The sequence below is a fragment of the Ideonella paludis genome (assembly GCF_018069865.1).
Taxonomy (GTDB): domain Bacteria; phylum Pseudomonadota; class Gammaproteobacteria; order Burkholderiales; family Burkholderiaceae_C; genus Ideonella; species Ideonella paludis.
Window position 1 is genome coordinate 202,943 of the sequence record NZ_JAGQDG010000005.1, and the last position, 15,312, is coordinate 218,254.

The 15,312-nt window shown below is 65.4% G+C and carries 16 protein-coding genes and 4 tRNA genes; 16 read left to right on the forward strand and 4 right to left on the reverse strand.

Translation table 11 applies throughout. The features are described 5' to 3' along the window. Window positions 1-8 precede the first annotated feature (8 nt). A complete protein-coding gene (locus tag KAK11_RS14130) occupies window positions 9-551 on the forward strand; it encodes an Lrp/AsnC family transcriptional regulator (RefSeq protein ID WP_210809836.1) in 543 nt (180 codons plus the stop codon). Window positions 552-589: 38 nt separating this feature from the next. After that, window positions 590-1,207 carry a hypothetical protein gene (locus tag KAK11_RS14135; protein WP_210809837.1) on the forward strand — a complete coding sequence of 206 codons (618 nt, stop codon included), beginning with the start codon at window positions 590-592 and terminating at the stop codon, window positions 1,205-1,207. A 7-nt stretch (window positions 1,208-1,214) separates the two neighbouring features. Here KAK11_RS14135 and mltA read toward each other — a convergent pair whose 3' ends face one another. Next, window positions 1,215-2,402 (reverse strand): murein transglycosylase A, encoded by a 1,188-nt coding sequence (gene mltA, locus KAK11_RS14140; RefSeq protein ID WP_246498952.1) that lies wholly within the window; start codon window positions 2,400-2,402, stop codon window positions 1,215-1,217. On the opposite strand from mltA, the gene KAK11_RS14145 reads away from it, so the two are divergent. Next, window positions 2,401-2,562 (forward strand): hypothetical protein, encoded by a 162-nt coding sequence (locus KAK11_RS14145; protein ID WP_210809839.1) that lies wholly within the window; start codon window positions 2,401-2,403, stop codon window positions 2,560-2,562. The genes mltA and KAK11_RS14145 overlap by 2 nt on opposite strands. On the opposite strand, the gene tlpB is transcribed toward KAK11_RS14145, so the two are convergent. Further along, window positions 2,546-4,519, reverse strand: a complete 1,974-nt coding sequence (gene tlpB / locus KAK11_RS14150; RefSeq protein WP_210809840.1) for a transporter-like protein TlpB — start codon at window positions 4,517-4,519, stop codon at window positions 2,546-2,548. The two genes, KAK11_RS14145 and tlpB, sit on opposite strands and share 17 nt — an antisense overlap. Next, window positions 4,519-4,893: a Co2+/Mg2+ efflux facilitator ApaG/CorD gene (apaG, locus tag KAK11_RS14155; RefSeq protein ID WP_210809841.1), complete on the reverse strand. Its 375-nt coding sequence runs from the start codon at window positions 4,891-4,893 to the stop codon at window positions 4,519-4,521. Before apaG ends, tlpB begins: the two co-directional genes overlap by 1 nt. 71 nt (window positions 4,894-4,964) lie before the next feature. On the opposite strand from apaG, the gene rpe reads away from it, so the two are divergent. Next, window positions 4,965-5,645 carry a ribulose-phosphate 3-epimerase gene (rpe, locus tag KAK11_RS14160; protein ID WP_210809842.1) on the forward strand — a complete coding sequence of 227 codons (681 nt, stop codon included), beginning with the start codon at window positions 4,965-4,967 and terminating at the stop codon, window positions 5,643-5,645. Continuing rightward, window positions 5,642-6,301 carry a phosphoglycolate phosphatase gene (gph, locus tag KAK11_RS14165; protein WP_259373562.1) on the forward strand — a complete coding sequence of 220 codons (660 nt, stop codon included), beginning with the start codon at window positions 5,642-5,644 and terminating at the stop codon, window positions 6,299-6,301. The genes rpe and gph overlap by 4 nt, the downstream gene beginning before the upstream one ends. Before the next feature lie 13 nt (window positions 6,302-6,314). Here gph and KAK11_RS14170 read toward each other — a convergent pair whose 3' ends face one another. After that, window positions 6,315-7,151 (reverse strand): energy transducer TonB, encoded by an 837-nt coding sequence (locus KAK11_RS14170; RefSeq protein WP_210809844.1) that lies wholly within the window; start codon window positions 7,149-7,151, stop codon window positions 6,315-6,317. 478 nt (window positions 7,152-7,629) lie between these two features. Here KAK11_RS14170 and trpE point away from each other — a divergent pair, with 478 nt between their 5' ends. The 11 genes from trpE (at window position 7,630) to KAK11_RS14225 (ending at window position 15,244) form a co-directional block, all read left to right on the forward strand. Next, on the forward strand, window positions 7,630-9,105 hold the full coding sequence (trpE, locus tag KAK11_RS14175; protein ID WP_210809845.1) for an anthranilate synthase component I: 1,476 nt from the start codon (window positions 7,630-7,632) through the stop codon (window positions 9,103-9,105). Between the two features lie 23 nt (window positions 9,106-9,128). After that, window positions 9,129-9,719 (forward strand): aminodeoxychorismate/anthranilate synthase component II, encoded by a 591-nt coding sequence (locus KAK11_RS14180; protein ID WP_210809846.1) that lies wholly within the window; start codon window positions 9,129-9,131, stop codon window positions 9,717-9,719. Continuing rightward, the gene (gene ltaE, locus KAK11_RS14185) at window positions 9,716-10,792 is read left to right on the forward strand and encodes a low-specificity L-threonine aldolase (protein WP_210809847.1); all 1,077 of its coding nucleotides are present in this window, start codon (window positions 9,716-9,718) and stop codon (window positions 10,790-10,792) included. The genes KAK11_RS14180 and ltaE overlap by 4 nt, the downstream gene beginning before the upstream one ends. A gap of 20 nt (window positions 10,793-10,812) precedes the next feature. Continuing rightward, a complete protein-coding gene (trpD, locus tag KAK11_RS14190) occupies window positions 10,813-11,850 on the forward strand; it encodes an anthranilate phosphoribosyltransferase (protein WP_210809848.1) in 1,038 nt (345 codons plus the stop codon). 12 nt (window positions 11,851-11,862) lie between these two features. Then, a complete protein-coding gene (gene trpC / locus KAK11_RS14195) occupies window positions 11,863-12,660 on the forward strand; it encodes an indole-3-glycerol phosphate synthase TrpC (RefSeq protein WP_210809850.1) in 798 nt (265 codons plus the stop codon). A gap of 88 nt (window positions 12,661-12,748) precedes the next feature. Beyond that, window positions 12,749-13,426 carry a uracil-DNA glycosylase gene (locus KAK11_RS14200; RefSeq protein WP_210810068.1) on the forward strand — a complete coding sequence of 226 codons (678 nt, stop codon included), beginning with the start codon at window positions 12,749-12,751 and terminating at the stop codon, window positions 13,424-13,426. 52 nt (window positions 13,427-13,478) lie between these two features. Further along, a tRNA-Tyr gene (locus KAK11_RS14205) sits at window positions 13,479-13,563 on the forward strand. Between the two features lie 83 nt (window positions 13,564-13,646). Beyond that, window positions 13,647-13,720: transfer RNA gene (locus KAK11_RS14210), tRNA-Gly, on the forward strand. A gap of 98 nt (window positions 13,721-13,818) precedes the next feature. Next, window positions 13,819-13,893: transfer RNA gene (locus KAK11_RS14215), tRNA-Thr, on the forward strand. Window positions 13,894-13,963: 70 nt separating this feature from the next. Then, window positions 13,964-15,154: an elongation factor Tu gene (gene tuf / locus KAK11_RS14220; RefSeq protein WP_210809851.1), complete on the forward strand. Its 1,191-nt coding sequence runs from the start codon at window positions 13,964-13,966 to the stop codon at window positions 15,152-15,154. Between the two features lie 14 nt (window positions 15,155-15,168). Next, window positions 15,169-15,244, forward strand: a tRNA-Trp gene (locus KAK11_RS14225). The last annotated feature ends 68 nt before the right edge of the window (window positions 15,245-15,312 follow it).

A 15,312-nucleotide genomic window follows, 5' to 3' on the forward strand; every position in this document is an offset into this window, starting at 1 on the left:
CAAAAGCCATGACTCACAGCATCACGCCCCCACAGGCATTGACCGCGACATCGGTGGCGCCTCAGCTCGACCGTTACGACATCGCGATTCTTGGCGTGCTGCAGCGCGACGCCCGTATCTCCAACGCTGATTTGGCGGCCGCCATTGGTTTGTCTGCCGCCCCCACCTGGCGGCGAGTCCGGCGTCTCGAAGAGCTGGGGGTGATCACCGGCTACCGGGCCGAGATTGACCGACGCAAGATAGGCCTGGGCGTGCTGGCCTTTGTGCGGGTGGATTGCGAGCGCGACAACGCCGAGGCGATGCGCGCCTTGGAGGCGGCGATTCGTGAGTTGCCTGAAGTCATCGCCTGCCACTACATCAGTGGGGCAGGCACCTTCGAGTTGCAAGTCTTGGTCACTGATCTGGACGCCTATTCACGCTGGACCATGGACACCTTGTTCAAGCTGCCCAACGTGAAAGACCTGCACACCAGTTTCTCGCTCGGGGAGATCAAGGCGTCGGCGGCGCTGCCGTTGGGGCATTTGTTGGCTTCGGCGGAGCTGCCCAAGTGAAGCCTCAAGCCGGGGGCCTGAGATCCGAAATGAAGTTCATGAAGACTCTTCTTTGTGGGGCCGCGCTGGCGGCTTCAGGCCTCGCGGCCGCTCAACCTTGCGAAGCTCCCGCGACAGCCACGGCATCCAAGGCCTCGGCGACGGATGCGCCACCCGCGGTGCGCCTGCGTCTGGAGTTGCGTGACAGTCTGCCCGCGGCCTCCTCGGAGACGGTGGTCTCGACCCAGTCTGGCGCAGGGCGACCGGTGCTGACTTTGTGGACCGACAACAACCACGGCGTAGAAGCGCGAATGAGCCTGGTGGCGCCAGCACCGCAGGGCGCGTTGCACTGGATGTGGTCGGCCCAGCAGGGTGCCGTGGTCACGCCTGCGGCACCGCACAGCCCTACGACGCCTCAAGCTCGCTGGTGGTTCTGCCCGACATGGGCGGGCGGGACGTCCCTGGTGCGCGTGAGCTATGAAGCCCCTGCCACCGATGCTGCCGCTTTCAGCCCCGCGCGGCCGGCCCTGCGTGGCCACATCAGCGTGCCCTTGGATGAATGGGTGCCGCTGTGGGCGCCGCAAGCAGAGCCGCCCAGAACCGGGGGCGATGTGGTCTGGCGCAGCAACCATGCCGCACCGCTGCCGCGCCTGGACATGCGCTGGCGCCGCGAATAAGCGGGCCTTACTTGGGCCAGAGCACCCAGGTGCGCAGTGCTTGCTTGGTGCGCCCGGCCTGGGCTTCGGCCTCGTCGCCCCAGCCCCAGAAGTAGTCGGCACGCACCGCGCCCACAATCGCACTGCCGGTGTCTTGCGCCACCACCAAGCGCTGCAAGGGTTTGGTGCTGAGGGGCTCCGTCGCGTCCAGCCACATCAGGCTGCCGTAGGGCACGCTTTGGGGGTCTACCGCCACCGAGCGTCCCGGGCTCAGCGGCACGCCTTGCGCGCCTTTGGGGCCGACGCTGGGGTCGGGCAGAGGCTCCTCGCGGAAGAACACCATGCGCGGGTTCTGCCACATCATTTCTTGCAGGCGCGTGGGGTTGCGCCGCGTCCACTCTTTGATGCCCGGCCAGGAGGCTTCGCTGGCCTTGAGCTCGCCTTGTTCAATCAGCCAGCGGCCGACCGAGCGGTAAGGGTGGCCGTTGTGATCGGCATAGGCAATGCGCACCATGCGCTCGCTGCCGTCGGGCTCTTGCAGGCGCAGGCGACCAGAGCCTTGGATTTGCAGGACCAGCGCATCCAGCGGGTCGTCCAGATAAGCGATCTCACGGCCCTTCACGGCAGCTTGAGCGGCAGGAAGGGACTCCAGCTCTTGCCGCGTCCAATAGGGGCGGCGGCTGGCCAAGTCTGCGGGCGGTGCCCACAGCGGCACGCGGCGGGTCTCGGTGGGCTGGCGGCTGGCAGTCATCAGCGGCTCGTAATAGCCAGTCAGCAGGCCTTGGGCGTCGCCGGTCAAGGACTCCACGCGGTAGACGCGCAGGCTGTCTTCCAGCCAGCGGCGGGTGGCGATATCGTCCTTGAGGGTCTGGGTGCGCAACTGCGCGCAGAGCATCAGCCAGCCCTCGGCCGGGCGCACGCAGCTGCGGCGCAAGGCGGGCAAGACCTCCGTCACGCGGTCAAGGCCCCAGCCGGGCAGCTCGCCCCAGGCGGCAGGCACCCAGCGGGCGCGGGGGCGCTCCACCACGCCGGCGGGCCATTCCAGCTTGGGCGCCGCAGGCACTGCAGTGGGGCTGGCCACCGGCGGCACAGAGGAGGCGGGCTGAGGCTTGGAGAGCCATTGGCAGCCCGTCAGCAGGGCCATGCACAGCAGCGAGAGCCCGGCCAGCGAGAATGGGATGGAGCGCGCCTCGGGGCGCGAAGAGGTGTGGTTCATGACGATTCTGATTCTGGAAGCTTTGGGCGCTGGCGCCTTGCTGATCTTCATTGTCTGGTGGACGATGTTCTCAGGCCGCAAAGGCGGTGAGCCACCCCCAGACCATGCCACACCCGGCGACGCGCCCAAAGCTGAAAAAGACATCACACCGGGGGCTTGAAGAAGCTGCCCGGCGCTTGGCGCCAACGCTGGCGCAGCGCGGCATAGAGGCGGCCCCGCTCTTGAACCTGCAGCCCGCGTGAGGCCAAAGCCACCCGAAACGCCAGCGTAAAGCTGACGGCCAAGTTCAAGAGGCCGGTCACGCCAATGCCTGCCAAGCACCACCAAAACGCGGGCTGCTGAAAGATCTCCAGCCCCAAAGCCCCCACCGCCGCCGCCAACTGGCCCATGCCCAAGGTGACATGGCGAACCTCCAGCGGCAAGCCCACAAAGGCCGCCAAGGCAGGGATGATGCCCAGCATCAGGCCCAGGGAGACATTGGCGGCCAGCCCCGAGATATTGCCCCGCCACCACCGCGCCCAGCGCTGCGCCCGGCTGGGCCCCAGCAGGTCGGTGATGCGCGGGTTCCAGGCCAGTGCGCTTTCCAGGCGATGGTAGACAAACCAGTTTTCGACCCAGCCGGCGATCAGGCTGGAGGCAAACAGCAGCACGCCGGTAAAGGCAGCAAACAGCGCGGTTGGGCCGAGCAGCGTCAGCGAATGCAGCACATAGTGCGCGTCCTTCTCGCCCACCAGCGGTGCGCCTTGCACCCACCACGCCAAGCCTTGGGCGGCCAGCACCACGGGGGCGACCAGCGCGAGGTTGCCCACAATGCCTGCAATCTGGGAGCGGATGAGGTGGGTGACCTCATCGACAAAGCCCTCGATCGCGCCCTCCTGCTGGCCGACGGCCTCCAGCTTGGCGGCCAGGGCAGGGGCGGTCATGGCCGGCTGTTTGGTGGCCACGGTCCAGTGCAGCAGGTGCACCAGCACAAAGCTCAGGGCGTAGTTCACGCCTGCCAAAAAGCCCACCCAAAAAGCGCTGACCTGTAGCGCGGTGAGCGCAAATTTGGCCAGCGTGGTCAGGCCAATCACCGCGCCGCCGCCGGCCGCCTTGCCCAGCATTTGGCGGTACTCGGCGCGGTCGCGGGTGATGTAGTGCTCGCCCGTCTCGGCACTGCGCTCGGTCACCTTGCGGGCCAAGAGCGCATAGTGGTGGGTGAACAGCGCACCAATGCCCTGGCGGTCTTGGGCTGCGCTCAGCAAGGCCAGCCACAGGGCCTTGAAGGCCGGGGCGGGCTCGGCGGCCAGGGCCGCGTCCAGCAACTGTTCAATGCGCTGGGCGCGCTTGCGCATCTGGTCCATTTGGAAGACCACATCCACTGAGATGCCCCATTCATCCAGGTGCTGGCGGGCGCTGTGGGCGGCGTCCAGGCAGCGGCCCAAGACGGCGCGCAGGCGGGCCGCATGCGCTGCCAGTGCTTCGGCGCCGGCCCCTTGCTGATGGGCCGCTTGCAAGGCCTCAGCCAGCGCCACCACTTGGTGAAAGGGCCGGTCGGCCATGTGGCTGGGCGCGATGCGTGAGCGCAGGGCTTTGCTCAGGCCATTGGCGCGGATCTGGCTGGCCAGCAGTTGCACGGCCTCCACCATCTCGTCACGCCAGGCCGCGGGGGTGCCGCTGCTGTGCTCCAGCCAGCGCAAGAGGCGGCCCAAGGTGGCCTCGTCCAGGGCCGCGACCCAGGCCGCATCGTCAGGCCGGTTGAAGAGCAGAGAGAACAGCTCGCCCGCATCCGAGGTTTGTGGCGTGCCCGGCAGCCAGGCCAAGCGCAGCCGGTCGCCCAACTCGCTCACAAACCCTTGTCGAGGCGGAAAGCCAAAGTCGGCCAAGAGCCCGTTGCTGTCCAAGTCGCGCAGGCTGTGGTGCACCACACCCCCTACGCGCTGGCTGATCTCGGGCTGGGTCTCCAGCACATCGAGCAGCAGCCCCATGCGCACCACGGGCCAGGGCGTCAACGAGTGGGCGCCCTCCGGCGGCGGCTGGCGCAGCCAGTCCATGAGGCGCACCAGCCAGAGATGGCGCTCGATGGCGGAGGCGGCCGGGTCAGCGCTGTGCAACAGCGCGCTCAGGTCCCACGCCATCAGTGCAGAGCTTGCGCCTGCGCCAGCTCGAAGGCGGGTACCGGCGTGTCAAACCAATGCGCGTCCTCGGTGATGCAAAAGAACGTGCCCTGCATACGACCCCGTGGTGTGGCCAGGCGGGTCCAGCTGGTGTATTCGAATTGCTCGCCGGGCTTGAGGACCGGCTGATGCCCGACCACGGCCAAGCCTCGGACCTCTTCGATGCGGCCCAGGGCGTCGGCAATCTGCCAGTGGCGAGCCACCAGTTGCGCGGTGACCGTGCCTATGTTGCGAATGGTGATGGTGTAGGCAAAGGCGTACACCGAGTCGGCGGCCGAGGACTGCTCAGGCAGGTATTGCGTGACGACCGAACAGGTGAATTGGGCTGTGCTCATGGTGGGATGCTAGCCCACCGTCTTTAAAATCGCGCTTTTCCTCTCTATTCGCCCCTGTCGGCGTCCCAGCCATGAGCACTTACCGCATTGCCCCCAGCATTCTTTCTGCCGACTGTGCCCGCCTGGGTGACGAGGTGCGCAATGTGCTGGCCGCAGGCGCCGACTGGATCCATTTCGATGTGATGGACAACCACTATGTGCCCAACCTGACCTTTGGGCCCATGGTGTGTGAGGCTCTCAAAAAGCATGCCGTCAAGCCCGACGGCACACCGGCCCCCATCGATGTGCACCTGATGGTGCAGCCGGTGGATGCCCTGGCCCAGGCCTTTGCTCGGGCCGGTGCCGACATCATCACCTTCCACCCCGATGCCTCGGCCCATGTGGACCGCACGCTGCAGCTCATCAAGGCCGAAGGCTGCCAAGCCGGCTTGGTGTTCAACCCCGCCATGCCGCTGGACGTGCTGGAGTGGGTGATCGACAAGGTCGATGTGGTGTTGCTGATGAGCGTAAATCCAGGCTTTGGCGGCCAGAGCTTTATTGAGAGCACGCTGCGCAAGGCCGAGTTGGCGCGCAAGATCATTGACGCCTCGGGGCGCGACATCCGCTTGGAGATCGACGGCGGCATCAAGCCCGACAACATCCGCCGCGTGGCCGATGCCGGTGTCGACACCTTTGTGGCCGGCAGCGCCATCTTTGGTAAGCCCGACTACAAGGCGGTGATCGACGCGATGCGTGCGGAGTTGGCGCGTTGAGCCTGCTCGGCTTCACGCATGATCTGCGTGCTGCCATCGTCGACCTGGATGGCACGATGGTGGACACCCTGGGCGACTTTGACGTGGCGCTCAACCGCACGCTGCAAGGTCTCGCTTTGGCAGAGGTGAGCCGGGCTTTCATCGAGCGCACCGTGGGCAAAGGCGGCGAGCATTTGGTGCGCCAGACTTTGGCCCATGTGGGCGCCGATGCAGCCCTGTTTGACGCAGCCTGGACGGCATATCAACAGCACTATGCCGAGGTCAACGGCCAGCATTCCCAGGTGTTTGAGGGCGTGGTCGAAGGCTTGGAAAGCTGGCGCGCGCGCGGCTGGCGCTTGGCCTGCCTGACCAACAAGCCCCAAGCCCCGGCGCTGGCGCTGCTCCAGGCCAAGGGCTTGGCCGGCTTCTTTGAACAATGTTTTGGGGGCGACAGCTTTGAGCGCAAAAAGCCCGACCCGCTGCCGCTGCTGCGCACCTGCGAGGCGCTGGGTGTGGCCCCGGCACAGGCCCTGATGGTGGGCGACTCGCGCAATGACGCTGAGGCCGCCCGGGCGGCCGGCTGCCCGGTGGTGCTGGTGAGCTATGGCTATAACCACGGCGAGCCCATCCAGTCGGTGGGTGCGGATGCGGTGATTGAGCGCTTGGACGCGCTCTGAGTCTCGCCTGCGCCTAGTCGAGATCGAAGCCAAGCACCACCACGCCCGGTTTGGCGGCATCGATGGGGGCAAAGCGCCATTGGGCCACGGCCTCCAGCGCGGGGGTCTCTAGGCGGGGATGGCTGCTGCGCAACACGCTCGGAGCGCTCACGCTGCCGTCCGGCAGCACGGTGAAGGCCACTTCGACTGAGCCTTGGCGCAGGCGTCGCTGAAGGGCGCTCGGGAAGTCGGGCTCAACCTGATTCAGCAATCTCAAGGTGGCCGAGCTGGCTGCAGAGCCGGTCGCCCTGTCCGCCTGGCGGCTGTTGGCGGACGATGTGGCAGCCGGTGACGCCGTGGTGGCTCCTGGCGCGGTGGGGGTGGAGGGGGCGCTCAACGCCGCAGGCTCAGCGGCCGGGGGCGCGGGCAGGCCTGCGGCAGGTGGGGCGCTCTCCAGCGTGGCGATCAGGCGCTCTGCGGCTGCGTTGGGCGGGGGGTCCGAGGTGGCCAGGGCAGGGCTGTCAAATATGGGGGTCACACGTTCCGTGATGCCGCTCACACGGGTAGGCAGGGTGGGTGCCGAGGTGGCCGCCTCAGCCGTTGCAGGCGCTGCTTTCGTGGCGGGTCGGGCCGCACTCTTGGGGCGCGCTGCGGGCTGCTCTGGCGCCTGCGCATTCAGTTTGATCCAGTAGTACGGGCGCTCTGCGGCCCGCTTGACATGGTCGGCAATCGGCGCCGAGGCTGCGGGGCTGGGCGGTGTTTGAGCCAGCGCACTGGCGCCTCCTGCAATCAGCAACACCTGGGCGCACCCTTGGGCCAAGTGGGTGGCGCGACGGCGAAGCGCCCTGCGCAAAGCAGCAATCAGAGACATCAGCATGGTTGAGAAACAAGGGTGAGCGGCTCATGCTGGGTCGCAGCAGAACCAAACCGTGCTGCGCTCCTCCAGCGGTGACCGGTGCGCAGCGTGGGCGCCCAGTGTCGACGCAGTCGACGGGGCTGTCCATGCGGGATGCCTCTGACTGTGCCGCACTTCACAGCGCGACCGGCGGGATGTGAGGGCGCGGGCACTGCTAAACTCTGAGCCTATGTTCACTTCGCGCAAACAGCTGTCGCTCACGCACCCCCGTGGGCACGACCGGGGAGCCTGGCCCTGGCGTCGCTGGTCATCAACGACTGCGCTGTTTGCCGCCTGAGCGGCGCGGGCCACGAGCCCCGCTGCGTTGCGGCTTCCTTGAGTGGGTTGAGTCTCTCCCCTCCCCACGCTTCTCTCCTGCATTTTTGGCGCACTGTCTGGCAGCGGCCCACGGGCTGGGCTGACGGGCGGTGGTGCACCTCCAGAGGATTCCGCTGTGATCACCGAACTTGAATTCAAAAGCCTGGCTGCCCAGGGCTTCAACCGCATCCCCTTGATTGCCGAGGCCTTTGCCGACCTCGAAACCCCGCTCTCGCTCTACCTCAAGCTGGCCGGCGGCCAGCGCAACAGCTTTTTGCTGGAGTCGGTGGTGGGTGGCGAGCGCTTTGGTCGCTATTCCTTCATTGGCCTGCCGGCCCGCACCCTGCTGCGCGCCACCGGCCAGCGCAGTGAGATCGTCACTGATGGCCGGGTGGTCGAGACCCGCGAGGGCAACCCGCTGGACTTCATTGCCGAGGTGCAAGCCCGTTTCAAGCCCGCGCTGCGGCCCGGCCTGCCGCGTTTTTGCGGGGGGCTGGCCGGCTACTTTGGCTATGACACGGTGCGCCATATCGAGCCCCGGCTGCAGGGTGTGAAGAAGCCGGGCGGCATCGGCACACCAGACATTCAACTGCTGCAAACCGAAGAGCTGGCCGTCATCGACAACCTCTCCGGGCGGCTCTATCTCATCGTCTGGGCCGACCCCGCCAAGCCCGAGGCTTGGTTCGAGGGCAAGCGCCGCCTCTCGGAGTTGGTGGACAAGCTGCGCTACAGCGTCACCGCGCCGCAGGTCAAGCGCGGGGCCAGCCATGCCGTGGAGCGCGAGTTCGACAAGACCGCGTTTTGCGCGGCCGTGGAGAAGGCCAAGGCCTATATCGCGGCGGGGGACTGCATGCAGGTGGTGCTGGGCCAGCGCCTGCAAAAGCGCTTCACCGAAAGCCCGCTGAGCCTGTACCGCGCGCTGCGCTCGCTCAACCCCAGCCCTTACATGTACTACTACGACATGGGGGACTTCCAGATCGTTGGTGCCTCGCCTGAAATCTTGGTGCGCCAAGAGACCCGCGACGAGGGCGAGGTGGTCACCATTCGCCCGATTGCCGGCACCCGCCCGCGCGGCGCCACACCCGAGCTGGACAAGGCCATGGAGGCCGAGCTGCTGGCCGACGCCAAAGAGCGCGCCGAGCATGTGATGCTGATCGACTTGGCCCGCAACGACATTGGCCGCATCGCCCAGACCGGCAGCGTCAAGGTGACCGAGGCCTTTGGCATCGAGCGCTATTCGCATGTGATGCACATCGTCAGCAATGTGGAAGGGCGGCTGAAAGAGGGCTTGTCCAGCCTGGATGTGCTCAAGGCCAGCTTCCCGGCCGGCACGCTCAGCGGTGCGCCCAAGATCCGCGCCATGGAGATCATCGACGAGCTGGAGCTGACCGAGCGCGGCATCTACGGCGGCGCCTGCGGCTACCTCAGCTTTGCGGGCGATATGGACGTGGCCATCGCTATCCGTACGGGCATCGTCAAGAACAACACCTTGTATGTGCAGGCGGGTGCCGGTGTGGTGGCGGACTCTGTGCCCGAGCTGGAGTGGAAGGAAACCGAAGCCAAAGCCCGTGCGGTGATCCGCGCGGCCGAGTTGGTGGAAGAAGGTTTCTGAAGGCAGGCCACGAGGAGCACAACATGCTATTGATGATCGACAACTACGATTCCTTCACCTTCAACCTGGTGCAGTACTTTGCTGAGCTGGGCGAGGACGTGAAGGTGGTGCGCAACGACGAGATCACCCTCGACGAGATCGCGGCCTTGCAGCCCGACCGGCTGGTGTTTTCGCCGGGGCCTTGCTCGCCGGCCGAGGCGGGCATCTGCGTGCCAGCCATTCAGCGCTTTGTAGGCCGCTTGCCCATCTTGGGCGTGTGCCTGGGGCACCAAAGCATTGGCGCCGCCTTGGGCGGGCGCATTGTGCGGGCCAAGACGCAGATGCATGGCAAGACCAGCGTGCTGCGCACCGACGGCCGGGGGGTCTATCAAGACCTGCCTGAGCAGTTCACGGTGATCCGCTATCACTCCCTGGTCATCGAAGAGGCCAGCCTGCCGGCGGATTTGGAAGTGACCTCGCGCTCCGAGGATGGCGAGATCATGGGTGTGCGCCACAAGAGCTTGGCCGGTGGCCCCGCACCCCTGGAAGGCGTGCAGTTCCACCCGGAGTCCATCCTCTCGGAGCATGGCCATGCCATGCTGAAAAACTTCTTGAACATGGGGCGTGCAGCATGAAGGTTGTGGACTTACGCAGTGACACCGTCACGCGGCCGACTGCTGCGATGCGCGAGGCCATCGCCCGTGCCGAGGTGGGCGACGATGTGTTTGGCGATGACCCCACCGTGCTGGCGCTGCAGGCTCGCGTGGCCGCCTTGACGGGCAAAGAGGCGGCGCTGTTCATGGCCTCGGGCACACAAAGCAATTTGTGCGGGATGCTGGCCCATTGCCAACGCGGCGACGAATACATCGTCGGCCAGTTGGCCCACACCTACCGTTATGAAGGCGGTGGTGCGGCGGTCTTGGGCAGCATTCAACCCCAGCCCTTGGTCCAAGATGCTCAGGGGCGCATGGCACTGGCCGACATTGCCGCCGCCATCAAGCCCGATGACCCGCACTTTGCCCGCACGCGCCTGCTGTGCCTGGAGAACACCTGGAACGGCCAGGTGATGAGCCACGACTATTTGGCGCAAGCCACCGCGCTGGCGCGCCAGCATGGCTTGGCCTGCCATTTGGATGGCGCACGCGTGTTCAATGCCGCGGTGGCTGACGCCGGGCCTGGCGGCGATGTGCCCGCTGCGCTGCGGCGCATCACGGGCTACTTCGACAGTGTCTCGGTCTGCTTCAGCAAGGGCTTGGGCGCGCCGGTGGGCTCCATGCTGTGCGGCTCGCGCGAGCTGATCGCCCGCGCGCACCGGGTGCGCAAAATGGTGGGCGGCGGCATGCGCCAAGTCGGCCTGTTGGCGGCGGCGGTGGACCATGCGCTGGACCACCATGTCGAGCGACTGGCGGAGGACCACCGCCGTGCCGCCAAGTTGGCCCAAGGGCTGCAAGGCCTGCCGGGATTGAGCGTGCGCTCGGCGGCCACCAACATCGTGTTTGTCGATGTGGACCAGGGCCGCGGTGCGGACCTGCTGGCCCACCTGAAGGCGCGCGGCATCTGGGCCACCGGCCTGATCGGCCTGCGCTTTGTGACCCACCTCGATGTGGATGACGACGGCATTGAGCGCACCCTGGCGGCGGTGCGTGAATTCTGTGCGCAAGGCTCAACTGTGTCCGCTTCACCTGCGGCGGCTGCCGGCCCTTACTGAACTCGATTTTTGGAGTGACCATGCCCATCACCAACACCGAAGCCCTGACCCGCGTCATTGACCACCGCGAGATCTTCCACGACGAGATGCTGGCCCTGATGCGGCGCATCATGAGTGGCGAGATGTCGCCAGTGATGATTGCGGCCCTGTCGATTGGCTTGCGGGTCAAGAAGGAAAGCATTGGCGAGATCGCGGCGGCCGCGCAGGTGATGCGCGAGTTTGCGACCCCCGTGCCAGTGGCCAATCGTGAGCACTTGGTGGACATCGTGGGCACCGGTGGCGACAGCTCGCACACCTTCAACATCTCGACGGCCTCGACCTTTGTGGCGGCGGCGGCCGGCGCGCGCGTGGCCAAGCATGGTGGGCGCAGTGTGTCCTCCACCTCGGGCAGTGCCGATGTGATGGAGGCCTTGGGTGCCTACATCAACCTGAGCCCCACGCAAGTGGCCGAGTGTCTGGAAGAGTGCGGCATTGCCTTCATGTTTGCGCCCAACCACCATGCCTCGATGAAGCATGCGGCGCCGGTGCGCAAAGAGCTGGGTGTGCGCACCATCTTCAACATCCTGGGTCCCTTGACCAACCCGGCTGGCGCGCCCAACCAATTGATGGGCGTGTTCCACCCCGACTTGGTGGGCATCCAGGTGCGGGTGCTGCAGCGCTTGGGCTCCGAGCATGTGATGGTGGTCTATGGCATGAATGGCATGGACGAAATCTCGCTGTCGGGCGAGACCTTGGTGGGTGAGCTCAAAGACGGCTCGGTCAAGGAGTACATGGTGCATCCCAGCGATTTCGGCCTGCCGGTCTACGACTCTCGCGTGCTGCGAGTGGCCAATCAGCAAGAGTCGGTGCAATGCATTCAGCGCGTGTTGGCCAATGAAGACGGCCCGGTGCGCGATGTGGTGCTGCTGAATGCCGGTGCGGCGCTGTACTGCGCGGGCGTGGCAGGCTCGGTGACAGAAGGGGTGAAGCAAGCCCGTGAAGCCGTGGCTTCGGGGGCGGCCGCCGCCAAGCTGTCGCAGTTTGTGGCCATCACCAACCGGCATCGCCCGGCGGCTTAACGGAGATCGGGCATGAGTGGAACCCCAGACATCCTGCGCCGCATCGTCGAGGTCAAACACCAAGAAATGGTGGCGGTCAAAGCGCGGCGCTCGCTGGCCAGTGTGCGGGCTGAGGCCGAGTCGCGCCACGATGTGCGCGGCTTCGAGCGCGCCTTGCGCGCCAAGGTGGCGCAAGGCCAGCCCGCCGTGATTGCCGAGATCAAAAAGGCCAGCCCCTCCAAAGGCGTGCTGCGTGAAGACTTTCGCCCGGCCGACATCGCCCGCAGCTACGAGCAGCATGGCGCAGCCTGCTTGAGTGTGCTGACGGACGAGCAGTTCTTCCAAGGACACGCCGACTATCTGCAGCAGGCCCGTGCGGCCTGCGCCTTGCCCGTGCTGCGCAAAGACTTCATGGTGGACGACTACCAAGTCTTTGAAGCCCGGGCTTGGGGAGCAGACTGCATTTTGCTGATTGCCGCCTGCCTGGACGATGCGCAGATGGCCGACTTGGAAGCCACGGCGCAGGCGTTGGGCCTGGATGTCTTGGTCGAGGTGCATGACGCGCGCGAGTTGGAACGCGCCTTGCGCTTGAAGACGCGCTTGGTGGGCATCAACAACCGAGACCTGCGCAGCTTCGAGGTCTCGCTGCAGACCACGCTGGGCATGCTCAAAGAGGTGCCTCCTGATCGCCTGCTGGTGACCGAGTCGGGCATCTTGAGTCGGGCCGACGTGGCCCTGATGCGGGCTGCGGCCGTGCATTGCTTCCTGGTCGGCGAGGCTTTTATGCGTGCGGCTGAGCCGGGCGAGGCCTTGGCGGCTTTGTTTGCCTGAGGCCAAGGGGGTGGCGCAAGGGGATTTGTTTGGCGGGCCGTCCGCGGCGGTGTCCTCGCTCGGCCTGAGTGCGCCCTTGCCGGCCTTGATGGCCGAGGTGCCGCAAGACTGGCAGCCGGTGCTGCGGGCCTGGGCAGCGTCGCCTGCCGGGCAGGGCTTGCTGAGCTTTGTGACGCAGCGCCAGGCCCAAGGCGCGGTGATCTACCCGGCCACGCCCTTCAAGGCGCTGCAACTCACGCCGCTGGCTTCGGTGCGCGTGGTGATCTTGGGTCAAGACCCTTATCACGGCCCGGGGCAAGCCGAAGGCCTGGCCTTTTCGGTGCCGGTCGGGCAGAAGATTCCGCCCAGCTTGCGCAATATCCATAAAGAGCTGCAGCGCGACCTGGGACTGACGGCGCCCGCGCATGGGCAGTTGGCGGGCTGGGCGCAGCAGGGCGTCTTGCTGCTCAATACCTGTTTGACGGTGGAGGACGGCCAGCCCGCCAGCCACGCCAAACACGGCTGGGAGGCTTTGACCGACGGGCTGATCGCCGCTGTGGCGGGGCTGGATCGATCCGTGGTGTTCATGCTGTGGGGCGCGCACGCGCAGGCCAAAGCGGCGCTGATCGAGGCCGTTGCGCCGGGGCGGCATCTCTTGCTGCAGGCGAATCACCCCTCGCCGCTGTCTGCTCAGCGCCCGCCCGTGCCTTTTCTGGGCTGTGGACACTTCAGCGCTTGCGGCCGAGCCGGGGTGGAGATTGATTGGGCGCGTTCCCTGCCTCTTTGAGGCGCATCTTGCAAAAGCTGAAAAAACAGTGCTACACTCTCAGGCTCGCTGCGGAGGGGTGGCCGAGTGGTTAAAGGCAGCAGACTGTAAATCTGCCCGCATAGCGTACGCTGGTTCGAATCCAGCCTCCTCCACCACAGCGAACGAACGATTGGTCAAACAATCGGGCAAGCAATTGGTCAGAGAGCCTGTCGCTTGGTCTGCATGAGCAGGCCGCCAAGCGGGAGTAGTTCAATGGTAGAACCTTAGCCTTCCAAGCTAATGACGCGGGTTCGATTCCCGTCTCCCGCTCCAGTGAAGGTCAGGGTTGAGAGAGTTGGTTGAGTGATAGGTCGACACAGGCCTGGGTGCAGTCCCCCTTCGGGTGTGGCCGTTTTTAGCCCTGTGTCGATGCCCATGTGGCTCAGTGGTAGAGCACTCCCTTGGTAAGGGAGAGGTCGCGCGTTCGATCCGCGCCATGGGCACCACCCTCTTTGAAGTTTGTCTGACGTTTTTGAACTGACTTGGCCCTCGCGGGCACATGATTAGGAGCGCAAGATGGCAAAAGGTAAATTCGAACGGACCAAGCCGCACGTGAACGTGGGCACCATTGGTCACGTGGACCATGGCAAGACGACGCTGACGGCAGCGATCACCACGATCTTGTCGGCCAAGTTTGGCGGCGAGGCCAAGGCCTACGACCAGATTGACGCAGCGCCTGAAGAAAAGGCTCGCGGCATCACCATCAACACCGCTCACGTCGAGTACGAGACCGCCAACCGCCACTACGCGCACGTTGACTGCCCCGGCCACGCTGACTATGTGAAGAACATGATCACCGGTGCCGCCCAGATGGACGGCGCGATCCTGGTGTGCTCGGCCGCTGACGGCCCCATGCCCCAGACCCGCGAGCACATCCTGTTGGCTCGTCAGGTGGGCGTGCCCTACATCATCGTGTTCCTGAACAAGTGCGACATGGTGGACGACGCTGAGTTGCTGGAACTGGTCGAAATGGAAGTGCGCGAGCTGCTCTCCAAGTACGACTTCCCCGGCGACGACACCCCCATCGTCAAGGGTTCGGCCAAGCTGGCCATCGAAGGCGACAAGGGTGACCTGGGCGAGCAAGCCATCATGCGTTTGGCCGATGCGCTGGACAGCTACATCCCCACGCCTGAGCGCGCTGTGGACGGCACCTTCCTGATGCCTGTGGAAGACGTGTTCTCGATCTCTGGCCGTGGCACCGTGGTGACTGGTCGTGTGGAGCGCGGCATCATCAAGGTTGGCGAAGAAATCGAAATCGTCGGTATCAAAGACACCCAGAAGACCACCTGCACGGGCGTGGAAATGTTCCGCAAGCTGCTGGACCAAGGTCAAGCGGGTGACAACGTCGGTATCTTGCTGCGCGGCACCAAGCGCGAAGACGTCGAGCGTGGTCAAGTGCTGTGCAAGCCCGGTTCGGTCAAGCCGCACACCCACTTCACGGCTGAGATCTACGTGTTGTCCAAGGACGAAGGTGGTCGTCACACCCCGTTCTTCAACAACTACCGTCCTCAGTTCTACTTCCGCACCACCGACGTGACCGGCGCTGTGGAACTGCCGGCCGACAAGGAAATGGTGATGCCTGGCGACAACGTGTCGATCACCGTCAAGCTGATCGCCCCCATCGCCATGGAAGAAGGCCTGCGCTTCGCTATCCGTGAAGGTGGCCGTACCGTCGGCGCCGGCGTGGTTGCCAAGATCCTCGCCTAAGTGAAGAAAGCTGCAGGGGTATAGCTCAATTGGCAGAGCGTCGGTCTCCAAAACCGAAGGTTGTAGGTTCGATTCCTACTGCCCCTGCCAACTGATCTGAACGACGTCGCGAAGTCGTCCAGATCAGGAAGCCAAGAGAAGTCAACGCTGCATCTCGC